The sequence below is a fragment of the Acidisoma sibiricum genome (assembly GCF_057837225.1).
On record NZ_CM174445.1, the window covers coordinates 3,268,568 to 3,288,262 of the forward strand.

General features: G+C 65.4%; 21 protein-coding genes. 8 read left to right on the plus strand and 13 right to left on the minus strand.

All coding sequences use genetic code 11. The annotated features are described in order from the left end of the window. Positions 1 to 5: 5 nt before the first annotated feature. Genes hpnE through hpnA form a run of 5 tightly spaced genes read right to left on the minus strand, consistent with a single transcriptional unit; the run spans position 6 to position 5,116 of the window. A complete protein-coding gene (gene hpnE / locus AC3G7M_RS15565; RefSeq protein WP_489213043.1) occupies positions 6 to 1,298 on the minus strand; it encodes a hydroxysqualene dehydroxylase HpnE in 1,293 nt (430 codons plus the stop codon). Beyond that, complete coding sequence (hpnD, locus tag AC3G7M_RS15570; protein WP_489213044.1) at positions 1,256 to 2,128, minus strand: presqualene diphosphate synthase HpnD; 873 nt, start codon at positions 2,126 to 2,128, stop codon at positions 1,256 to 1,258. The genes hpnE and hpnD overlap by 43 nt, the downstream gene beginning before the upstream one ends. Then, entirely contained in the window at positions 2,125 to 2,976 is an 852-nt protein-coding gene (gene hpnC, locus AC3G7M_RS15575; RefSeq protein ID WP_489213045.1) for a squalene synthase HpnC, read from the minus strand. Before hpnC ends, hpnD begins: the two co-directional genes overlap by 4 nt. Further along, positions 2,973 to 4,109, minus strand: coding sequence for a glycosyltransferase (locus tag AC3G7M_RS15580; protein ID WP_489216072.1), 1,137 nt, complete (start codon positions 4,107 to 4,109; stop codon positions 2,973 to 2,975). Before AC3G7M_RS15580 ends, hpnC begins: the two co-directional genes overlap by 4 nt. A 2-nt stretch (positions 4,110 to 4,111) precedes the next feature. After that, complete coding sequence (gene hpnA, locus AC3G7M_RS15585; protein ID WP_489213046.1) at positions 4,112 to 5,116, minus strand: hopanoid-associated sugar epimerase; 1,005 nt, start codon at positions 5,114 to 5,116, stop codon at positions 4,112 to 4,114. A gap of 158 nt (positions 5,117 to 5,274) precedes the next feature. Between hpnA and AC3G7M_RS15590 the strand changes: the two genes are divergently transcribed. Beyond that, entirely contained in the window at positions 5,275 to 6,285 is a 1,011-nt protein-coding gene (locus AC3G7M_RS15590) for a lysylphosphatidylglycerol synthase domain-containing protein (RefSeq protein ID WP_489213047.1), read from the plus strand. Position 6,286: 1 nt separating this feature from the next. Here the strand turns inward: AC3G7M_RS15590 and AC3G7M_RS15595 are convergent, their stop codons facing one another. From AC3G7M_RS15595 to AC3G7M_RS15610, 4 genes are all read right to left on the minus strand, one after another. Next, positions 6,287 to 7,606: an NAD(P)/FAD-dependent oxidoreductase gene (locus tag AC3G7M_RS15595; RefSeq protein ID WP_489213048.1), complete on the minus strand. Its 1,320-nt coding sequence runs from the start codon at positions 7,604 to 7,606 to the stop codon at positions 6,287 to 6,289. Positions 7,607 to 7,777: 171 nt separating this feature from the next. Next, on the minus strand, positions 7,778 to 8,599 hold the full coding sequence (locus tag AC3G7M_RS15600) for a SirB1 family protein (RefSeq protein WP_489213049.1): 822 nt from the start codon (positions 8,597 to 8,599) through the stop codon (positions 7,778 to 7,780). Positions 8,600 to 8,696: 97 nt separating this feature from the next. Further along, positions 8,697 to 9,161, minus strand: a complete 465-nt coding sequence (locus AC3G7M_RS15605) for an Lrp/AsnC family transcriptional regulator (RefSeq protein WP_489213050.1) — start codon at positions 9,159 to 9,161, stop codon at positions 8,697 to 8,699. Positions 9,162 to 9,350: 189 nt separating this feature from the next. Beyond that, positions 9,351 to 9,650, minus strand: a complete 300-nt coding sequence (locus AC3G7M_RS15610) for a BolA family protein (RefSeq protein WP_489213051.1) — start codon at positions 9,648 to 9,650, stop codon at positions 9,351 to 9,353. Positions 9,651 to 9,759: 109 nt separating this feature from the next. Here AC3G7M_RS15610 and AC3G7M_RS15615 point away from each other — a divergent pair, with 109 nt between their 5' ends. The 3 genes from AC3G7M_RS15615 to cobT all read left to right on the plus strand — a co-directional run bounded on the left by AC3G7M_RS15615 (position 9,760) and on the right by cobT (position 13,471). Further along, a complete protein-coding gene (locus AC3G7M_RS15615) occupies positions 9,760 to 10,365 on the plus strand; it encodes a J domain-containing protein (RefSeq protein WP_489216073.1) in 606 nt (201 codons plus the stop codon). A gap of 180 nt (positions 10,366 to 10,545) precedes the next feature. Continuing rightward, positions 10,546 to 11,499: a cobaltochelatase subunit CobS gene (cobS, locus tag AC3G7M_RS15620; RefSeq protein WP_489216075.1), complete on the plus strand. Its 954-nt coding sequence runs from the start codon at positions 10,546 to 10,548 to the stop codon at positions 11,497 to 11,499. A gap of 97 nt (positions 11,500 to 11,596) precedes the next feature. Then, positions 11,597 to 13,471, plus strand: a complete 1,875-nt coding sequence (gene cobT / locus AC3G7M_RS15625) for a cobaltochelatase subunit CobT (protein ID WP_489213052.1) — start codon at positions 11,597 to 11,599, stop codon at positions 13,469 to 13,471. 70 nt (positions 13,472 to 13,541) lie between these two features. Here the strand turns inward: cobT and AC3G7M_RS15630 are convergent, their stop codons facing one another. From AC3G7M_RS15630 to AC3G7M_RS15645, 4 genes are all read right to left on the minus strand, one after another. Next, positions 13,542 to 13,976 (minus strand): phasin family protein, encoded by a 435-nt coding sequence (locus AC3G7M_RS15630; RefSeq protein WP_489213053.1) that lies wholly within the window; start codon positions 13,974 to 13,976, stop codon positions 13,542 to 13,544. A 135-nt stretch (positions 13,977 to 14,111) separates the two neighbouring features. Then, entirely contained in the window at positions 14,112 to 14,759 is a 648-nt protein-coding gene (locus AC3G7M_RS15635) for a TetR family transcriptional regulator (RefSeq protein ID WP_489213054.1), read from the minus strand. A 95-nt stretch (positions 14,760 to 14,854) separates the two neighbouring features. Further along, complete coding sequence (locus AC3G7M_RS15640; RefSeq protein WP_489213055.1) at positions 14,855 to 15,358, minus strand: type III secretion system chaperone family protein; 504 nt, start codon at positions 15,356 to 15,358, stop codon at positions 14,855 to 14,857. A 200-nt stretch (positions 15,359 to 15,558) separates the two neighbouring features. Then, entirely contained in the window at positions 15,559 to 15,978 is a 420-nt protein-coding gene (locus AC3G7M_RS15645) for an accessory factor UbiK family protein (protein WP_489213056.1), read from the minus strand. Between the two features lie 199 nt (positions 15,979 to 16,177). On the opposite strand from AC3G7M_RS15645, the gene lgt reads away from it, so the two are divergent. The 4 genes from lgt to AC3G7M_RS15665 are packed head-to-tail and all read left to right on the plus strand — an operon-like array spanning position 16,178 to position 19,678. Then, on the plus strand, positions 16,178 to 16,993 hold the full coding sequence (gene lgt, locus AC3G7M_RS15650; RefSeq protein WP_489213057.1) for a prolipoprotein diacylglyceryl transferase: 816 nt from the start codon (positions 16,178 to 16,180) through the stop codon (positions 16,991 to 16,993). A gap of 47 nt (positions 16,994 to 17,040) precedes the next feature. Next, a complete protein-coding gene (locus AC3G7M_RS15655; protein ID WP_489216077.1) occupies positions 17,041 to 18,000 on the plus strand; it encodes a class I SAM-dependent methyltransferase in 960 nt (319 codons plus the stop codon). Beyond that, positions 17,997 to 18,761 carry a peptidoglycan editing factor PgeF gene (pgeF, locus tag AC3G7M_RS15660; protein WP_489213058.1) on the plus strand — a complete coding sequence of 255 codons (765 nt, stop codon included), beginning with the start codon at positions 17,997 to 17,999 and terminating at the stop codon, positions 18,759 to 18,761. The genes AC3G7M_RS15655 and pgeF overlap by 4 nt, the downstream gene beginning before the upstream one ends. Then, complete coding sequence (locus AC3G7M_RS15665) at positions 18,749 to 19,678, plus strand: hypothetical protein (protein WP_489213059.1); 930 nt, start codon at positions 18,749 to 18,751, stop codon at positions 19,676 to 19,678. The genes pgeF and AC3G7M_RS15665 overlap by 13 nt, the downstream gene beginning before the upstream one ends. The last annotated feature ends 17 nt before the right edge of the window (positions 19,679 to 19,695 follow it).

The following is a 19,695-nucleotide window of genomic DNA, read 5'->3' on the forward strand; positions in this document are numbered from 1 at the left end:
TTGCTTTATACGGGCCTCAAAAGATGGCGGGCGGCAGATTCGCCGGAAAGAATACTGCCCTCGATCGTTGACGGCAGACCTGTATCGGTCCAGTCGCCCGCCAGGGCAAGGTTTGCAAGTCCCGCACCATTAACCGCAGGCCTGCGTTTTTGCTGCGCTGCGGTAGCCGCAAAGGTTGCCCGCTTCTCTCGCACCAGGCGGTGCGGGGGCAGTGCCGCGGGCAATTCAGGATACGCCGCCCGGCAATCGGCCCAGGCGCGCGCCGCCATCTCCGCATTGGGCATGTCCGCCCAGCGGTTGGCCGCGCTGATGGTCACGGAAACGATGCCAGGCTTGACGAAGACCCATTCTGCAAGCCCGCCGACGATGCCGGTGAAGGGAGCTTCGCCGACCGCAGCCGTGGCCTGAAAATGGACATTGGCGATCGCCTCGAAGGCCTCCGGCACCGTCAGATCGGGCAGCAAAGCGCCCGCGACCGGGGCCGGCACCGCCAGGACGACGGCATCGCCAGGCGCGAGCGGCACAGCGCCGTCACTGAAATGCAACACGGAGATGTGATTGCCGTCACGGGTCAGGGATTGCATCCGGCGCCCCAGACCGACCGTGGCACCCCGCGCCCCGAGCCAGACGAGGGCCGGATCGATGAAACTCTCCGACAGCCCTTCGGCCGGGACCAGAGGAAGACAGGCGGCACCCCCGGCACCCAGCGTCTGCGCGACGATCGCCTGCATCAGCGGCGCATAGGCCTCCTCCGGCATGGTATTGAGGGCCGCGATCGTCAGCGGTTCCAGCAGGCGGCGATAGACAGGACCGGCGCTGCCGATGGCCGCCGCGACCGAACCCTTCGCAGCCCGCAGGCGGAGGAGCGACAGATAGTCGCGCCAGGTGGTGCCCGGCACGCGGCGGCGGGAATCGAAAATCCAAAAGGGAATGCGCCCAGAATCCAGGCGCAGCACCCAGGCGGTGCCATCCGCCCGGTCAATGAAGGGAAAGATGGGCGTCGCGGGCCCCACCATGGTTTGCCGCGCCCCGATGCGGTCCAGATAGCGCATGGCCGCTGCGTTGCCGGAGAGCAGCAGGTGGTTGCCATTGTCGATGCGGCAGCCGAGTTCGCGATCGAAATAGGAGCGGCAGCGGCCGCCCGCCTGGGGGCCGGCCTCATGCACAGTGACCGCCCTGCCCGCCTCGGCCAGGACCATGGCCGCGGATAATCCCGCGAGCCCGGCGCCGATGACATGGACGCGGCGCGCTTCGCTCAAGCTGTCAGCATCCGCAGGCCGAACAAGGCCTTCTGCCATTTCGGCAGGCTGACGCGTTCGGTCGGCCGCAGGAAGTCCGTGCGTTCCATCCGCAACAGCAGCGCCTTATAGGGCGCGGCCATCATGCGGGCGGGTTTCATGGCCTGCGGGTTGCAGACCGCCATCGCCTCCTCGGCCCCCGCATAATGGTCGCGGGCAAGGGAAGCGATACGCTGGCAGACGCGCGGCAGGCCGGGTGACTTCAGCGCCGCCTGCGGATTGGGCGGCACGCCCTCCTCCGCCAGCCATTCGCGCGGCAGATAGAGGCGCGAGCGCTCGGCATCCTCGCCCACATCCCGCAGGATATTCGTCAGCTGAAGCGCCCGGCCGAGGCAATAGGCGACGCGGTCGGCGGCCGGCGAGGCATCGCCGAAGGCGCGCACCGACAAACGTCCCACAGCACTCGCCACCCGGTCGCAATAAAGGTCGAGGACCGCCATCGGCGGGGCCACGATCTCCCGCTCGGCATCCATCTGCATGCCATCGATGATGGCCAGGAAGTCGATCGCCCGCAGGTCGAAGGCGCGGCTGGAGAGCAGCATCATGCGCGTGAGCGGACCATCCGTGCGGCCTTCAAGAAGCGCGTTCACGCGGTCGCGCCAGCCGTCCAGCTGCTCGCGCTTGGCGACCAAGGCACCGGGTTCGTCAGCGATATCATCCACCACCCGGCAGAAGGCATAGATGGAATAGACCGCGGCGCGCCTATCGGGCGGCAGCATGCGCATGCCCCAATAGAAGGAGGAGCCGGAGCGGCGGACCAGAGACTCGATCTCTGCCAGATCGCCCGGCAGGGCGCCCAGGGGAGGCACAGGCAGTTTAGCAAGGCTCATAGCGCATAACCCAGAGAGCCGAGCAAAGCGCCGGCTGCGTCAATTTTCGTCAGTTTCACACGGCCCGCGATGGGGTCCTGACGGCGCAGGCGCGCGGCCAGGCGGCGGCAGAGCTTGATGACCACCCCCAGCTCGACCCGCAGCCGCCGGTCCCGGACCAGGCGCGGCAGAGCGGCACCCTGGCGGTTCAAGGCGTCGCAATGGTCCAGCAGGGCGTTGAAGACCTGGCGCAGGCCCGGCGTCGCGGCGCTCGCCGCCAAATCTCCGACCGTGGCACCCGTGGCCGCCATCAGGTCCAGCGGCAGATAGCAGCGGTCCAGCTGGGCCAGATCCTTCTGGCAATCCTGCAGGTGGTTCAGCACTTGCAGCACCGTGCAGATGGCATCCGCGGCCGGATAGGTCTCAGGCGATTCGCGATGCAGGTCGAGCATGAAGCGGCCGACGGGTACGGCGGAGAAGCGGCAGTATTGGTCAAGCTCATCCCAGCTCGCATAGCGCGTCTTGATGGCATCCTGCCGGAAGGCAACCAGGAGGTCGGTCGCCACGCGCGCATCGACGCCGGTTTCGGCGAGTGTCGTCCGCAGGGCGGCGGCACTGGGGGAGCCGCCGACGCGCGCGCCCAGCAGCACCGCCTGCATATGGTCCAGCCGGGCGATTTTCTCCGCCGGCAGCAGATCCGGGCTGTCGCCGATATCGTCCGCATTGCGGGCGAAATTGTAATAGGCATGGACATGACGGCGAAGATCAGGACGGATCAGGACGCCGACGGGAAAATTCTCATCCCCCTTGTCCTTGCCGGACCAGGTTTCGACATTCGCCACGTCAGGCGGCGCCAGATCAGGGCTCACGATCCGCCCTCGACATAGACCCGGTTCTTCCACATCACGCTTCGCCCCCGCATGTGATTGACGGCCGAGCCGACGGTGGCCGCCATGTAGAACAGGGCGATGAGCGGGAGGAAGATCCCCCAGAGCGGCGACAGGTGATAGCGGCGGATGCTGGGCACATAGCTGCCCGCCATCAGAACCCAGGCGATCAGCCCGTAGGCGCGCGCCGCACCATGGCCGAAGATCGCGACCGCAGGCGGCAGCAGCCAGACCAGCAGCATGCCGAGAACGGTGCCCAGCAGGTTGAGCGGCGAGAAGCCCAGCTGGACATAGGCCGACCGCGCGATCATCGCCCAGATATCGGCGAAATGCGGATAGAGGCGGATGGAACGCGCCCGCGTGGTGTGTCCGAGCCAGGTCCGGCCACCGCTTTTTTTCACCGCCCTGCCCAGCGTCACGTCATCGATCAGCGCGCCGCGCATCACCTCGATACCGCCGATGCGCTCCAGCGCCGTGCGGCGGATCAGGACCGTACCGCCGGCCGCACCGCCCACCTTGCTGCGCGGGTCATCGACTTTCGCGAAGGGATAGAGCAGCTGGAAAAAATAGACGAAGGCCGGAACCAGAGCGCGCTCGGCGACGCTCTCGCAATTCAGCAGCACCATCTCGGACACCATGTCGTAGCGGCCGCCTTCGGCCTTGGCGACGAGGCGGGCGAGATGGTCCGTATCATGGATGATGTCGGCATCCGTGAGCAGGATGAGGTCGGCGGCGGTGGCCGCCACACCCTGGCGCACGGCCCATAGCTTGCCACTCCAGTCGGCCGGCTTGTCCGCACCCGTGATGACGGTCAGCGGATTGGGAGCCCCTTCGGCCGCCTGGCGGGCGATAGCGGCCGTGCCGTCGCTGCTGCCGTCATCGACGAGAAAGACCCGTACGGCCGGGGCGCCCGGCAGCACCTGCCGCGTCAGCGAGCCGATGGCAGCACCGATGGTCTCGGCCTCGTCCCGCGCCGGGACGACGATATCGACGGCGGGCAGCCGCAGCCCGACCGGCACAGGCGGCAGGATGGGCCCCGCCTGCCAGAAGCGGCCGTGGCAGAAAATCATCCCGCACCAGATGAGAAGGGCGAGCAGCGTCAAAGCCGTGAGCAACGTCATGCCTTGAGATAGCCGTGCTGGTCGAACCACTGAATGGCGTCCCGCACCGCCTCAATCGCCGGACGATAGGTATAGCCGAGCGTCTGCTCGGCCTTGGCGGAGGAGAAATACATCATCTTTTTCGCCATTTTGAGATGATCGCGGGTCATGCGCGGCTCCTTGCCCGTGACACGCGCCACCTGCTCGGCGATCATAGCCGCCGGCATCAGGGGGCCGATCGGCAGGCGGACACGGCGCGGGGCCTTGCCCACCACCGTATCGACCAGGCCCAGCACGGCGCTCATGGAAATATTCTCGCCGCCCAGGATATAGCGCTCGCCGATCTCGCCGCGATCCAGCGCCAGCAAATGGCCAGCCGCGCAATCATCCACGTGCACGACGGAGAGGCCGGTATCGACATAGGCCGGCATGCGGCCCGTGGCGGCGTCGCGAATCATCACGCCCGTCGGTGTCGGTTTCACGTCCCCCGGTCCGATAGGGGCAGCCGGATTGACGATGACGACAGGGATGCCTTCGTCGGAGAGTTTCAGCGCCATCTGCTCGGCCAGGAATTTGGATTTCTTGTAGGTGCCGACGACCTTGTCATAGGTGATGGGCGTAATTTCGGTCGCAGGCGGGCCGCCTTTGGGATTGAGGCCAAGCGCCGCGACGCTACTGGTATAGATGATGCGTTCGACGCCCGCCGCATAAGCCAGCCGCAACAGATTCTCGGTCGCCTGCACATTGGTTGCGATCATCGCCTCCGGGTCTGGCACCCAGATACGATAATCTGCTGCAACATGAAAGACATAGCGGCAATCTTTCACAGCGTGCGCGAGGCTGTCGACGTCATTCAGGTCGCCCTCGGCGAATTCCGCATCCAGTTCCGTCAGATGCTTGCGCGAGGACGCGCTGCGCACCAGCAGACGCAGCGGATAGCCCCGCGCGGCGATCGCGCGGGCCACGGCCGCACCCACGAAACCAGTGGCCCCGGTGACCAGGGTCAGATTGTTTCGGGCCAAGGCTTCCTCCTCAATGCAGCGTCGATGGACTGGAACTGGCGCACCGGCATCGGGCCGGTATAGATGCCAGCGGCGCCCCTTGCGCAAGCTTCGATCCAAGGCAAGACACAATTGACTGACCATACAAAGCTCGGTTTGGCGAATGCGGTGGCAGCGGCATGAAGCGGCTCTCGCTTCTGCTCATGCTCGCCGGCATTCTTCTGGCCATCGCGATCGTCTTCGCCTTCGGTGCCCATCATGTGCTGGAAGCGATGCTGTCTGTGGGCTGGTGGGGTTTCGCAGAACTGATCCTCGCACAGCTGGTCATCTCAATCCCGCTTGCCCTGGCCTGGCTGATCATCCTCCCTCAGCGATCCTGGCGCCTGCTGCCACGGCTTTACTGGGGCAGGCTGGTGCGTGAGGCCGGCGGCCGCTTTCTGCCCTTCCTGCCCGTCGGCGGCTTTGTGATCGGCGCGCGCGCGGTGTGCCTCACTGGCATTCCGATGGCACTGGCCGCGGCCTCCACCCTGGTCGATGTCGCCGCCGAATTTACCGCCGAAGTCATGTTTTCGGCCCTGGGCCTCGGGATTCTTCTGGTCTGGCAGCCGCATTCGCACCTGATTTTGCCGGTCGGCGCCGGCATTGTGGTGGCGGCGCTGGCTGCCGCCATTTTCATCGCCCTGCCCGGCCCGGGCACGCGGCTGGTGCAAAAGCTTGCGTCCCGCATTGCCAAGGGCGAAGGCCGTGCTCTTGGCTCGCTGGAGCATATGGCAAGCCAGTTCGATGCCATCTATGCGCGCAAAAGCGGCATCATCGGCGCCGTTCTCTTCCACTTCCTGGGCTGGCTGGGCTCCGCCAGCCAGTCCTGGCTCGCCTATCACCTGCTCGGCGCTCAGATCACCCTGTCCCAGGCCCTCGCCATCGAGGCGCTGCTGCGCGCGGCGCTGAGCATGACGTTTTTCATTCCCGGGGCAGTCGGCGTGCAGGAAGCGGCCTATGCCGGCCTTGGCGCCATCTTCGGCCTGCCGGTCGAAATTTCGGTTGCGGTCTCTCTTCTCACGCGGGCCCGCGATCTCGTCATCGGCCTGCCGGCGCTGCTGTTCTGGCAATATCTGGAATTCCGCAAGCTGAAGGGCGGCGACACTGTCCCGCTGCCGGAGATCCGCGCCGTAGCCCCCAAGTTCGATTGAGCTAATCCAGCCGGATCGGCGCCCGCACGCGTGCATTGAGCCAGTCCAGAAACCACACCAGTCCGCCGCGCCAAAAGCCGAAAATCTTCTGCTGATGGCTGCGGTAGAGCATTTCGTGGCTGAACTGGGCCAATCTGCCACGGAAGGTCATGCCCTTGAACAGACCGGTGCGCCCGAGCGAGCCGAAGGCGTCGTAATCGGCGAGCGACACCAGCGCGCCCATGTCGTGATATTTGAAATCCGGCAATGGCGTGCCGTTTTCGATGAAGGCGGGCAGGTGCTGCACCAGATGCCGCGCCTGCTGATGCGCGACCTGGGCGGTCGGCGGCAGCGGGCGGCTGGCTCCCTCCGGCTTCAGCGTTGCGCAATCGCCGACCGCGAAAATGGCCGCGTCCCGCGTTGCCTGCAGGCTGGGCTGAATGCAGAGCTGATGGCTAGGCAGCGCCTCCAGACCGTCCAGATCGCCCAGCAGAGCGGGCGCCCGCACGCCCGCCGCCCAGACCTTCAAACTGGCCGCAACCTCAGACCCATCAGCCAGAGTGAAACCCGACTCGGTCGCCGCACTCACCTTGGTATTGGTCATCACCGTGATGCCGATGGCGGTAAGGCGGCGTTCCGTGGCCGCGGAGATATCCTCGGGGAAGCCTGCCAGCAGCCGCGGCCCGGCTTCGATGAGCGTGACCGTCATGCGACCGGCCAGCCCTGTCGCGCCTAATCCGGCGGAGATATGCAAAAGCTGGATCAATTCGGCCGCGAACTCCACCCCCGTCGCACCACCGCCGACAATCGCGATCGACAGCGGTTGCTCCAGAGCCAGGGACTGCAGCATGCGGGTGCGAATCTCGTCATTGAAGGCAATCGCCTGGCGGCGGGAATCGATCGTACGGCAATGCGCCTTCACACCGGGGGTGCCGAAATCATTCGCTTCGCTGCCGATCGCCAAAATGAGCGCGTCGTAGCTGAGGCGCCGCTCGGGGATCACGAGCCGTCCATCGGACGCATGCAGGGGTGCGAGCACGATCTGCCTGGCAGCGCGGTCCAGCCCTGCCAGCGCCCCCGGCTGATAGGTGAACCCGGCATCCCGCGCCTGCGTCACGAAGGCGAGGTCCTGCTGGGCCACATCCCGCGTCCCGGCAGCGATCGTATGAAGGATAGGCTTCCAGACATGGGCAAAATCGGCATCGACCAAAGTGACGGCCGGCACCCCCTTGCGCGCCACCCGCGCATGGCGCCATCGGCGACCCAGGCTGGTCGCGATCTCTATGCCGGCGACGCCACCGCCGACGACGACTAATTGAAACGGCTGACCTGTGACCGGCATCTGCGGCGCTCCATCCATCGCTGCGGACAGAGATGGCAGCGACCCACGCAGCGTCGAGGGGCGCGGCGTCCACCAGGCGGAAGCTCTGGGTCCCTATTTCAGCCTGCCACGCAGGCTTTTCACGTCAGGCTGCTGCGCAGGAGGGTCAGTTCAGGCTGCTGCGCAGGAGGGTCAGTTCAGGCTGCTGCGCAGCCGGCGCATCGCGGCGCGCGCCCGGGCGAGGTCGGCCCCCGGCGGGATGAGGTCTACGACCTTGCCCATGCAGCGCACGGCCGCGGCGATCCGTCCCATCTTCTGGTTCAGCGCCGCCGCCTGCTGCCACAGATTGATATCGGCGGGCGCGAATCGGAGCATGTCCTCGGCCGCGATCAGCGCGCCGTCGAGATCGCCCGACTGCTCCCGCCGGTAGCTGATATTCTGCTGAAGGCGGATGAGCACCTCGCGCTTGGTCATGCGCCCTGTCAGCAGCGGCAGGGCCGCCTGGCGCCGGCCTTCACTGACCCGTGCGAGCATGCCGTCCAGATCCTCAGCCTCCAGAATGCGGCCGCCGGAAAAGATATCGAGCACGGCCTGGCCGTCATCCCCGTCAATGCCAAGCACGAAATGCCCGGGGAAATTGATTCCGTAGCAATCCCAGCCGGCAACCTCCGCGCAATGCAGCCAGACGATGCCAAGCCCGACCGGCATGCCGCGCCGCCGCTCGGTCACCGCAATGAGATTGAGGTTCTGCAGATCGTCATAATCTTCGTAGTCGCCGCTGTAATCATGGCGGCAACCGAGCATGCCGGAGAGAGCTTCGGCCTGATCCCGCGCCTCACCGCCAGCCCAGGACCGCAATTCGGCCGCCTCGCGGGCAAGCTGGGTCAGATGTTTCTGCGCGCGCCGCCAATCCGCCTTCGGATTGTCCAAGCGGCCAAGGAGCAGGGCGGTATCTGCCAGCGCAATTTCGGCATCCGGCAGGGTGCCGACGGCGTCCAGCGCGGTGCGAATCATCGAAGCGACACCGTCGCCTTGACCGCCAGACAGGGGCTCGTCGCGATCATCGGTCAGGATCAGTCTCCTTCTCAGGGCCGATCCCAGCATGGACCGGCTAAAGCGGCAAGGGCGCTGCCTTGATCCGCTCCATGGCAAAGCGGCTCGTCACATTGCGCAAAGGCACCGCCGCGATCAGACGGCGATAGAAGGCATCATAAGCGCTGATATCGGTCACAACGACATGAAGAAGGTAATCCACATCGCCCCCCATGCGCCATGCGTCAACGATCTCCGGCGTCTGATCGACGAGGGCGGCAAATTTCGTCAGCCACTCCGCGGAATGATCAGCCGTCTCGACCGATACGAAGACGGACACCGGCAGGCCCAGCGCCTGCTGGTCCAGCACGGCGACACGCGCCTTGATAACGCCGTCCTTTTCCAGACGACGGATACGCTTCCAGCATGGCGTGGGGGTGAGATGCACTTCCGCGGCAATCTCGGCGAGAGACAGGGAGGCATCGCGGGCGATCAGGCGAAGGATGGCACGATCGGTTTCGTCCATCGGCACAGCTGCAGCCATAAGCGCCAATCTCTGAAAAAATGCTGCGAGGCTGATTGCCCCGTAAAGTCATTTCACCAGATTATCGACAGGCCGCAACATATTTTTCTCCCAGATGGATCTTTAGTCACCAAAAAGGGAAAAATCACGCCCGAATTGAACCGTATCGAGAGAGACGATCTCGCCTCGTCGCGGGGCGGTGGCGCCCGGTCAACCTGCCGGCGACTGGGCGCTCTCACCCGGGGCGCGCAGGGTGAGCGACAGGGCGTGCAAGCCGCCGGCGAATTCCTCGGCCAGCGCCTCATTCACGGCGCGGGCGCGGGCCACACGGTTCATGCCAGAGAAACAATCGGCGACTATCGTGACGTTGAAATGGCTTTCGCCACCCTGCCCGGCCCCACCCGGGTGACCGCGATGGCCGGCATGGCGCGCACTGTCATCCTCCACGAGGATGGAGAGCGGCGCGAAGGCGCGCGAGAGCGTATCCTGGATGCGTATCTTACGGCTCATGCACAGCATTTTCGCCGAAAACACCCGTCCTGATCAACCGTTCGCTGCGCCGTCCTGCCGTGCAAGAGCAGTGTTGCCAAGCGTGACCGGTTTTCACCATATAGCGGCCATGACAAACCGACGCGCCCCCCGAGCAAGGGCCTACGCGCCCGACCCGGATGCGCCGGGCCGGCTATGCGACCAACCAGGTTGTGAAGAACTGGGCTGCTACCGCGCGCCCAAGTCCCGCATCGCCCTCAACAGCTATTTCTGGTTCTGCCTGGACCATGTTCGCGCCTACAATGCCAAGTGGGATTATTATAGGGACATGACGCCGGGGCAGATCGAGCAGGAACTGCGCGCCGATGTGTCCTGGCACCGGCCGACCTGGCGGTTGGGCACCAATGGCGCCGCCCATGCGGCGCAAGAAGACTTGTTGCGCGATCCGCTGCTGCATATGGCGGGACGAGGTGCGCATCCCCATACTTACCGTGAACCGATCGAGGTTCCGGCCGAGCTGCGCCAACCGCTTGGCGTTCTGGGCCTGACCTGGCCGGTGACGATGGATACCGTGAAGGCGCGCTACAAGGCGCTGGCCAAGAAGCATCATCCCGATGCGACGGGCGGCGGCGACGGTGCGGCAGAAGAACAGATCAAGCTGATCAACGGCGCCTACACCGCCTTGAAGCGGCACTGGCCAGCCGAAGAACGGCAGCCGGCGGCAGCCAACCCCTGAAGCCGCGCGCGCGACGCGGCCGGGTCGCACAGGCCGGCCGCATAGGCTTCCTGCGCAGCCCGCGTCTTGCGATGCGCCCTCACTCCGCTAATCTGGCAGCAGCATGACAGGACAGTCTTTTCGATGATGAATGGCGCAATCCCCGGCACCGAATATGCGACGAGCATTAGCGATCTCGGTATGCCCGACGTCACGCTGAATGTGCGCGAGACTTTTGGTATCGACTCCGATCTCACCGTGCCGGCCTTCAGCACCCGCACCGAGCACGTGCCGGACATCGACCCGACCTATCAGTTTGATCGCGAGACGACGCTCGCCATCCTTGCGGGCTTTGCCTTCAATCGCCGCGTCATGGTCCAGGGCTATCATGGCACCGGCAAGTCGACACATATCGAGCAGGTTGCGGCACGGCTGAACTGGCCTTGCATCCGCATCAATCTCGACAGTCACATCAGCCGCATCGACCTCATCGGCAAGGATGCGATCGTGCTCAGGGACGGGCAGCAGGTCACCGAATTCCGCGAAGGCATTCTGCCCTGGGCGCTGCAGCATCCTGTCGCGTTGGTCTTCGACGAATATGATGCCGGCCGACCGGACGTCATGTTCGTCATCCAGCGCGTGCTGGAAGTGGCCGGCCGCCTGACGCTGCTGGACCAGAACCGCGTCATCCATCCGCATCCGGGTTTTCGTCTGTTCTCGACTGCCAATACCGTGGGCCTGGGCGATACCACCGGCCTCTATCACGGCACCCAGCAGATCAATCAGGGCCAGATGGATCGCTGGAGCATCGTCGCGACCTTGAACTATCTGCCCCATGCTCAGGAAACGGCCATCGTGATGGCCAAGCTCGGCATCGACCCCAAGGACGGGCCGGCCCGCCGCCGTGTGGAAAGCATGGTGGCCCTGGCCGATCTCACCCGCGCCGGTTTCATCGCGGGCGACATCTCGACCGTCATGTCCCCGCGCACGGTCATCACCTGGGCCGAAAACGCGAATATTTTCAACGATCTGCCTTATGCCTTCCGCGTCACCTTCCTCAATAAATGCGATGAGGCGGAGCGGCAGACGGTGGCCGAATACTATCAGCGCTGCTTCAACGAGGAGCTGCCCACCGGGCTTCGCCGCGCGAGCTGATTTCCGAAAAGCCGGGCGGGAGACGCCTGCCCGGCACATGTGGCGACGCCCTCAGCCCATCCCTGAGTTGAGGGGTCATTGACGCTAGAGGCAGGCTTTGAGCGGAACCAAGGACGGACAGGAACGCGCCGAAGCGTTCAAGCGCGCGACCGCGGGAACGATCCGTGCTGTCGCCGGCCAGCCGGAGGTTGAGGTCGCCTTCCAGGCCGGCCCCGCCAGTCTGGCGGGCAAGCGCGCGCGCCTGCCCTCGCCCACCCGTGGCCTGCCGCCGGCCGAAATCACCCGTATCCGTGGTGCGGCGGACGCCGTGGCGCTGCGCCTGAAGCATCACGACAGCGCCATCCATTCAGCCCGCTCACCCGCCAGCCGCGAAGCGCGGGACGTCTATGACGCATTGGAGCAGACGCGCGTCGAGATCGTGGGCAGCCGCCATATGGCAGGCGTCGCCGCCAATCTTCAGCAGAAGCTGGTCGAGCAGATCGAGGCCGAGGGCCTGGACCGCATGACCAAACGGGAACAGCTGCCGCTGGCCTCTGCCCTGTCGCTGCTCGCGCGCGAGCGGATGTCGGGCAATGCCACCCCGGAGGGGGCCGAGCGGGTGCTCGCCCAATGGCGTGACGCCATGGGCAAGGACGCCTCTGCCGCGCTGAGCGACATGGCGGCAACGGCGGACGACCAGCAGGCCTTTACCCGCGCGGCCCGCAAGCTGCTGCAAGCCTATGACCTGGCTGAGGCTGAGATCGAAGCCGAGCCGGAAGAGCAGCCTGAAGGCGGCGACGAAGCACCGGAGCAGAGCCCGCAGCAGGATGCCTCCTCAGAGGGGGAAAGCCAGTCCCAATCTGAAGCCGAAGCCAGCATGACTCCCGATCCCCAGGACATGGACGGCGAGACGACGGCCGAGGAGGCGACCGAGGGCGACGAGGACGAGACGATGGAAGCCGAGGGCGATGAACGCCCCGGCGGCCAGCAGCAGACCCGCGACCGCGGCCAGGAAGACACGCAATACCGGGCCTATTCCAAAGCCTTCGACGAAGAGATCGATGCGGCCGAGCTTTGCGACCCGGAAGAACTGTCCCGGCTTCGCCAGCAGCTGGATCACCAGCTGCAGCATCTTCAGGGTGTGGTCTCCAAACTTGCCAACCGGCTGCAGCGCAAGCTGCTGGCCCAGCAGACCCGCGCCTGGGATTTCGATCTGGAAGACGGGCTGCTGGATGTCAGCCGTCTCGCCCGCGTAGTGACGACGCCGACCGCGTCGCTCTCCTACAAGATGGAGCGCGACACCGATTTCCGCGACACCGTCGTCACGTTGCTGATCGACAATTCGGGCAGCATGCGCGGCCGGCCGATCACCGTGGCGGCCATGTGCGGCGATATCCTGGCCCGCACGCTGGAACGCTGCGCCGTGAAGGTGGAGGTGCTGGGCTTCACCACCCGCGCGTGGAAGGGCGGACAAAGCCGCGAGCGCTGGGTGCAGGACGGCAAGCCGCGCAATCCGGGGCGCCTGAATGACCTCCGCCACATCATCTATAAATCCGCCGATGCGCCCTGGCGGCGCGCGCGCCGCAACCTGGGCCTGATGCTGCGCGAAGGATTGCTGAAAGAGAATATCGACGGCGAGGCGCTGGCCTGGGCCTACCGCCGCCTCCTCACCCGCCCCGAACATCGCCGGATTCTGCTGGTGATCAGCGACGGCGCGCCGGTGGATGATTCCACGCTGTCGGTCAATCCCGGCAATTACCTGGAGAAGCATCTGCGCCAGGTCATTCATGAAATCGAAGGCCGCAACGCGGTGGAACTGGTCGCGATCGGCATCGGCCATGACGTCACGCGCTATTATCGCCGCGCCGTCACCATCGTCGATGCAGAGGAATTGGGCGGCACCATGATGCGCCAGCTGACCTCGCTTTTCGATGAAACGGGTAGCGAAGGCTGGGGCCGCGTCGCCGGTGAGCGTGCGCCGGCGATCGTCTGACGCGCCGGATCAAGCCTGAATGAACGCCCGCTGGCTTGCGCCGCGGGCGTTTTTTGGTGAGCCGGTCTGCCTAGCCAGCCGCCTTTTTGTCGACGACCGCCCGCACTTCATCAACCGCTTCAAGCACGCGGGCGTGGACGAGGCCCAGGGCCTCGGTGCTGGACTTCCGCAGCAGATCCTCGACCTCTTTGAGGTCAGAGACGCTCTTCTCGTAAGCGACTTTCACCAGTTCCGCCTGAAGGCGTGCGCGCTCCTGCGGGTTCAGGGTGGTGGCGAGGACACGCGCCGCTTCGGTCGCGTCCGTCACCTGCCGCCGCACGACCTCGACCTGGCGCTGCGTGATGGCCTGCGCGCCCTCAAAGATGAGCTTATTGGCGGCCGTCAGGGCCGCCAGATTCCTCTTTTGCGTCTCGACCAGCGCCGTCATCTCAGGAAAGGCCGGGAGAAGACTGAGAGAGGAGAAAAACTTGGCAAAATCGACCGGGAAATTCGGCACATCAGACATGGTGTTACCCCCTTCACGCGATTGTTTTTTTAGACCGCCTCTTGGCCCCCAGCCAGAGGTCAGGGCGTCCCTGCGCCCCATTCACGCCCATCCGGCGCCCGCCTGCAAGCGGCCTCACCGTATATCACTCAACCGTCAAATCGCGGGATCAATGGGCGGTGGCGCGGTATAGGGCAGATCCTCGTCAGGGCCGGCGGTGGGCGCCCCGCTCTGGTCTTCCGTCTTGTCGTCCAGATAGCCTGCAAACTCGGCGGCGCGGTCCAGCGCCTTATCCGTCGCCGTCATCGTGGCGGAAAGATCAGGACTGTCATCCTGCGTCCAGGCGTGGACGGCATAAAGCCAGACGGCGAGCAGGCCCTTCGTCCGCAGCAGGCCGCGCAGACCGCCGGCCGGAATACCCACGCCTTCCAGCATCCAGGCCATGCTGCGCGCCGACAGCCGCGCCAGGATGAGGCCAAGCGCCGGGTCGAAACGCGCCGCTGCCAGCACGGCGACGACGCCGGCGCGATGCGCCTGCAACACGTCAAAGCGGCGCAGAATGATATCGAAGAGACGATCCTTTATGGGACCATCCGTTGTGGCGCCGGCCAATGCCGCCTGATCGGCGATGCTGCCGAAGCGGATCAACACATGCAGCTTGGTGGGAAAACGGGCCCGCGTCCGCGGCAAATCCAGACCGGCACTGCGCGCCGCCTCGACGATGCTGACGCGGTTCCAGCCGCGCTCCCCGGCCTGGGCAAAAACCGCGGCAACCAGGGCTGCGTCGAATTCACTGTCGGTCATGCTGCTCTGCCTTCAATGACGGTTATCGTGACAAACAAAGGGCAGAGGTGTCGCCACCCCTGCCCTCGTTTTTGCTAGACCGCATCCGCCTGCGATCAGGCCTCGCCCACGCATTCCAGCATGGCGGCACTCAGCGCCTCGTCCGGCGATTTTCCGCCGGCGATCACAAACTGGAAAGCCGGGAAGAAGCGCTCGCATTCGGTAATGGCGATATCGACCATATCCTCCATGCTTTCGAGCGACGCACCCGGCGCCCCACGCAACAGCACGGCGTGGCGGAAAACGGGCATGCCGTCATCCGCGTCCATGCCGAAATGGCCAATCCATAAATGCGTGTTCGCCAAGGCCAGCAGCTTGTAGAAATCGGCGCGACGCGTCTCGGGCACCTTCATGTCGAAGGCGCAGGTGAAGTGCATCGCCGAAATTTCCTGAGACCAGTTGAAATACAGACCGTAATCCGACCATTGCCCCGGGGCTTCGGCCGCCATCTCGGCGTTGTTGCGGCGCTCGAAAGCCCATTCATTGGTGGATACGATCTGCTCGATCACATCGAGCGGATTTTTGACGCTAACGTCAGCGGCAATGCTGCTAGCGGACATCGAAGGTCTCCTCGGTGCTGAGAGGAAGGCCGGATCGGCGGTGAGACGTTGCCGCTGCCGGATGATGGGCTCCCCATGGACCCCAGTTCCGACGTCGCGAATCGCCGCCTCCGTAAAAACACTAGGGGCTCTATTGCGCAAACCGCAAGTAAAGCCCGCCGGTGCAAAGGCTTAAGGGCTAAACTGCCACAAAAACCTCATCAGGCGATGGGAGATGCCGGGGCACTGCCATAGGCATCGCCGTCAGGCCGCAGGCCGCCAGGCAGGTCGCTTGCCGGCAGGTCGGTGGGCACCGCAGGCGGCAGATCCTGCGGGAAGGCCGTGATCGGATCGACAGTGGGGACCACAGCCGGGGCGGCCTGTGCAGCCTCCAAAGCCGCGACCTTGGTCTTCAAGCTCGCAATCTCAGCTTCTGCGGCCTCCAGGGCGAGGCGGGTATTGGTCGCCAGTTCCTGGACGGCGGCCAGCTGTTCGCCGCGCGCAAGATCGAGTTTGTGAATGACGGCTTCGACGCGGGCCGTAAAAACGGCCTCGGCCTCGTCGCGCAGCCCGGTAAAGGCCGATAGCGCACCCTGCGCCACCCCTGCCAGATCATCCATGAAGCGGCCGCGCTCCTTCATATCCGTCCTCCTGCCTTCCACCCCGGGGGTGGGTTGCGTATAAGGCGCCGCCATGAGACCGGAACCTGATGGCCCGGCCGCAGGCGGCCAAGCTGTTTCCTAACAGACTTATGTCGCCGAGGGCAGTACACATGGGTCGCCCCGGACCTTTGGCCAAGATCGGCCGCGGCATTGCAGAAGCGCGAGGCATGGCTAGCCTATGAAACCCCTGGTTTTCCCGGATTTTGACCCGGTTCTGCTACATATCGGGCCCTTTGCCATCCATTGGTATGCCATCGCCTATATTGCGGGCCTCGTCATCGGCTGGCGGCTGGTGCGGCGTTTCGTGACCTGGCCGCCGGCGGTCGCGACTGCTCTGCAGGTGGACGATTTCCTGTCCTGGGCGACGCTCGGCGTCGTCCTCGGCGGCCGCATCGGCTATGTTCTGTTCTATCAGCCCGGTACCTTCTTCGCCCATCCGCTCAGCATCATCGCGGTCTGGGAAGGCGGCATGAGCTTCCATGGCGGCATGCTGGGGGTCGCCATCGCCATCATCTGGTTCTGCCGCAAGCATGGCATCAACGTGCTGGGCTTCGCCGACCGCATTGCCATCGTCGCCCCCATGGGTCTGGGCTTCGGGCGGATCGCGAATTTCATCAATGGCGAGCTTTGGGGCCGTCCTGCACCAGCCGGCTGGCCGGGGGCGATGATCTTTCCGCGGGTCGACCAGATCCCCCGTTTCCCGAGCGAGCTTTACGAGGCCTTTCTGGAAGGGCTCTGCCTCTTTGTCATCATGCTGCTGCTGGCGCGTTCCGAAACGCGGCGGCGCCGGGCCGGCGCACTCACCGGCCTGTTTCTGATTGGCTATGGCATCGCCCGTAGCACGGCCGAATGTTTTCGCGAGCCGGATGCCTTTCTCGGCTTCCTGTTCCAGGGCCTGACCATGGGCCAGCTGCTGTGTGTGCCGATGGTTCTGGCCGGCATCGGCCTGCTCATCTACGCCTATAAAAGCCGGCCGATTCCGGTGGCGGCTTGAGCGACCGGCCTGAGACAGATCCGGCGCCTGAGCGCCTGGACCGCTTCATGGGCCGGGCCAATGCGGCCTATTACGCCGGTCAGGACCCTTTCGGCGATTTCACCACCGCGCCCGAAATCAGCCAGATCTTCGGTGAGCTGATCGGCGCCTGGGCGGCCATCGCGTGGACCGCCCTGGGCTGCCCATCCCCCGTCATTCTGGCCGAAGCCGGCCCCGGCCGCGGCAGTCTGATGGCCGATGCGCGGCGGCTGACGGCACGCGTGGCGCCGGCGTTTCACGCCGCCTGCGCGGTGCATTTCATCGAAACCTCGCCCCGCCTGCGCGACGAGCAAGCCAAGCGCGTGCCCAATGCCGTGTGGCATGACGACCTCTCCAGCCTGCCGGACGGGCCGCTGATCCTGATCGGCAACGAGTTCCTGGACGCGCTGCCGATCCGGCAGTTTCGCGTCGTGGATGGCGCCTGGTTTGAACGCCATGTCAGCGGCACCACCTTCGTGGACATACCATGTGACCCGCAAGCCGGCCTGCCAGCGGAGGACGCGGATGCGCAGGGGATTTTGGAACGGAACGAGCCGGCCGAGCAGTTCGTCGAGTCTCTCAGCCGGCGGATCGCGACCAAGGGCGGAATTGCCGTGCTGATCGACTACGGATCGCTCACCAATCCCGGCGACAGTCTGCAGGCCATCCGGGCCAAGCGTATGTCGCCTCCGCTGGACCATGCCGGGGAGGCCGATCTGACCGCCCTGGTCGATTTCGGCGCCATGCGTCGTGCCGCAATGGTACAGGGCGCGGGGGTCCAGGGGCCGGTGACGCAAGGTGCTTTCCTGACCGCCCTTGGTATTCTGCCGCGGGCCATCAAACTGGCGGCCGGACGGCCTGATACCGAAGCCGCCGCGATCATGGCTGCGGCCCGCCGGCTGGTGGAGCCCACCGCCATGGGCCGGCTGTTCAAGGTTATGGCCATCACGCCCACCGGCTTCCCGCCCCTGCCAGGATTTGCCGCATGACCCCGCCTTGCCTGACCGACCCGAACCTATCCGCCCCGCATGGCTTCTTCACGCGGGAGGGCGGAATTTCCACCGGCCCCTTTGCCAGCCTGAATTGCAGCCTTTCGGGTGGTGACGATCGGGCAGTGGTGCTGGAGAACAGAGCGCGGGTCGCGCGCGCACTGGGTGCGGCCCCTGACCATCTCCTGGGCCTCACGCAAGTACACGGCACCGATGTTGTGACGGTGACAGACCTCTGGGCGCCGGGCGAAGGTCCGCGCGCCGACGCCATGGTGACGCGGGTGCCGGGCATCGCCCTCGGCGTCATCACCGCCGATTGCGGGCCCATCCTCTTCGCCGACCCTGAGCACCGCGTGGTGGGCGCCGCCCATGCCGGCTGGCGCGGGGCCGTCGCGGGCATTCTGGAGGCGACGGTCGATGCGATGGTGGCACTCGGCGCCGAGCGGTCGCGTATCGCGGCCGTCGTCGGCCCCTGCATCCGCCAGCCGTCTTATGAAGTCGCCGCCGATCTGCGCGACAGCGTCCTGGCGCACGACCTGGGCAATGCCCGCTTCTTCCAGCCGGGACGACCGGAGCGCTGGCTGTTCGATCTCGCTGGCTATTGCGCTACGCGCCTGTCCGCGGCAGGGGTGGGGCTCGTGTCGATCACCCCCGGCGATACCCAAGCCGAGGCAGATCGCTTTTTCAGCCACCGGCGCCGCACGCTCGCGGGCGGTGGCCCGATCGGACATCAAATTTCGGGAATTCGATGCGACGCCTGACATCCTCCTTCCGCTATGGGCTGATGGCCCTGCCGCTGACACTCGCGGCCTGCGGCGATTTCCCGCAGCCGATGATGGGCCATCCCGGCCGCATGGGGGCCATTCTGTCCCATCCGCCGCCGCAGCGTCTGGTGGTACCGGTGCCCGGTCGCGCTTTGCTCGACGACAAATCGGCAGCGGTCTTCGCGGCCGATATCGCTGGCGCACTGGCCGCCCAGACCGTGCCCGCCTTGGCACAGAAGCCGCAGCGCGGCGACTGGGTGCTGGGTGTGACCGCCGTCATGATGGGCGATCAGGTGACACCGACCTATACGGTCATCGACCCGCGCGGCCATATCCAGGGCCGCGACTCCGGGCAGCCGGTGCCGGCCCAGGCCTGGGCGAATGGCGACCAGGCGGTTCTGACCGCGGAAGCCAATGACGCGGCGCCCAAGATTTCCAATCTACTCTCGAATATTGACGCGGCGCTGAAGCAAAGTGACCCCAACAGCCTTTATAACCGGCCACCGCAGCTGGCTTTCTCCAAGGTCACGGGTGCACCGGGCGACGGCGACGCGGCACTCGCGCGCGAAATGACAAAAGACATCGGCGTACTTGGCGTCATCGTCATCGGTCAGCCACGCGATGCCGACTATGTCATGCGCGGCGAGGTGAAAGCGGTCACGGTCGATGCGCAGACGCAGCGGATCGAGATCTACTGGATCGTCACGACACCGGACGGAAAGGAAGTCGGACGGGTGGCGCAGTTGCACGATATCCCGAAAGGCTCGCTCGACGCTTTCTGGGGCGATGTCGCGGTGGTGGCCGCCCAGCAGGCGGCTGGTGGCGTCAAGGAAGTGCTGGACAACAATATCGGCAAGCGCGCCTATGCCAAGCCGGTGCCGACGAATACCGGAACGAAGCCGCCGGCGTCATGAAACGATGGCTTGACATG

What these genes read in the sequence shown, in the direction of transcription:
- cobS (WP_489216075.1), top strand. Translation starts at nt 10,546, where the DNA reads ATGCCCGACGTCACGCTGAATGTGCGCGAGACTTTTGGTATCGACTCC.
- AC3G7M_RS15630 (WP_489213053.1), bottom strand. Translation starts at nt 13,976, where the DNA reads ATGTCTGATGTGCCGAATTTCCCGGTCGATTTTGCCAAGTTTTTCTCC.
- AC3G7M_RS15645 (WP_489213056.1), bottom strand. Translation starts at nt 15,978, where the DNA reads ATGAAGGAGCGCGGCCGCTTCATGGATGATCTGGCAGGGGTGGCGCAG.
- AC3G7M_RS15665 (WP_489213059.1), top strand. Translation starts at nt 18,749, where the DNA reads ATGCGACGCCTGACATCCTCCTTCCGCTATGGGCTGATGGCCCTGCCG.
- AC3G7M_RS15590 (WP_489213047.1), top strand. Translation starts at nt 5,275, where the DNA reads ATGAAGCGGCTCTCGCTTCTGCTCATGCTCGCCGGCATTCTTCTGGCC.
- AC3G7M_RS15595 (WP_489213048.1), bottom strand. Translation starts at nt 7,606, where the DNA reads ATGCCGGTCACAGGTCAGCCGTTTCAATTAGTCGTCGTCGGCGGTGGC.
- AC3G7M_RS15610 (WP_489213051.1), bottom strand. Translation starts at nt 9,650, where the DNA reads ATGAGCCGTAAGATACGCATCCAGGATACGCTCTCGCGCGCCTTCGCG.
- hpnE (WP_489213043.1), bottom strand. Translation starts at nt 1,298, where the DNA reads ATGGCAGAAGGCCTTGTTCGGCCTGCGGATGCTGACAGCTTGAGCGAA.
- AC3G7M_RS15600 (WP_489213049.1), bottom strand. Translation starts at nt 8,599, where the DNA reads ATGATTCGCACCGCGCTGGACGCCGTCGGCACCCTGCCGGATGCCGAA.
- AC3G7M_RS15655 (WP_489216077.1), top strand. Translation starts at nt 17,041, where the DNA reads ATGGGCCGGGCCAATGCGGCCTATTACGCCGGTCAGGACCCTTTCGGC.
- lgt (WP_489213057.1), top strand. Translation starts at nt 16,178, where the DNA reads ATGAAACCCCTGGTTTTCCCGGATTTTGACCCGGTTCTGCTACATATC.
- AC3G7M_RS15640 (WP_489213055.1), bottom strand. Translation starts at nt 15,358, where the DNA reads ATGTCCGCTAGCAGCATTGCCGCTGACGTTAGCGTCAAAAATCCGCTC.
- AC3G7M_RS15605 (WP_489213050.1), bottom strand. Translation starts at nt 9,161, where the DNA reads ATGGCTGCAGCTGTGCCGATGGACGAAACCGATCGTGCCATCCTTCGC.
- AC3G7M_RS15635 (WP_489213054.1), bottom strand. Translation starts at nt 14,759, where the DNA reads ATGACCGACAGTGAATTCGACGCAGCCCTGGTTGCCGCGGTTTTTGCC.
- hpnD (WP_489213044.1), bottom strand. Translation starts at nt 2,128, where the DNA reads ATGAGCCTTGCTAAACTGCCTGTGCCTCCCCTGGGCGCCCTGCCGGGC.
- pgeF (WP_489213058.1), top strand. Translation starts at nt 17,997, where the DNA reads ATGACCCCGCCTTGCCTGACCGACCCGAACCTATCCGCCCCGCATGGC.
- AC3G7M_RS15615 (WP_489216073.1), top strand. Translation starts at nt 9,760, where the DNA reads ATGACAAACCGACGCGCCCCCCGAGCAAGGGCCTACGCGCCCGACCCG.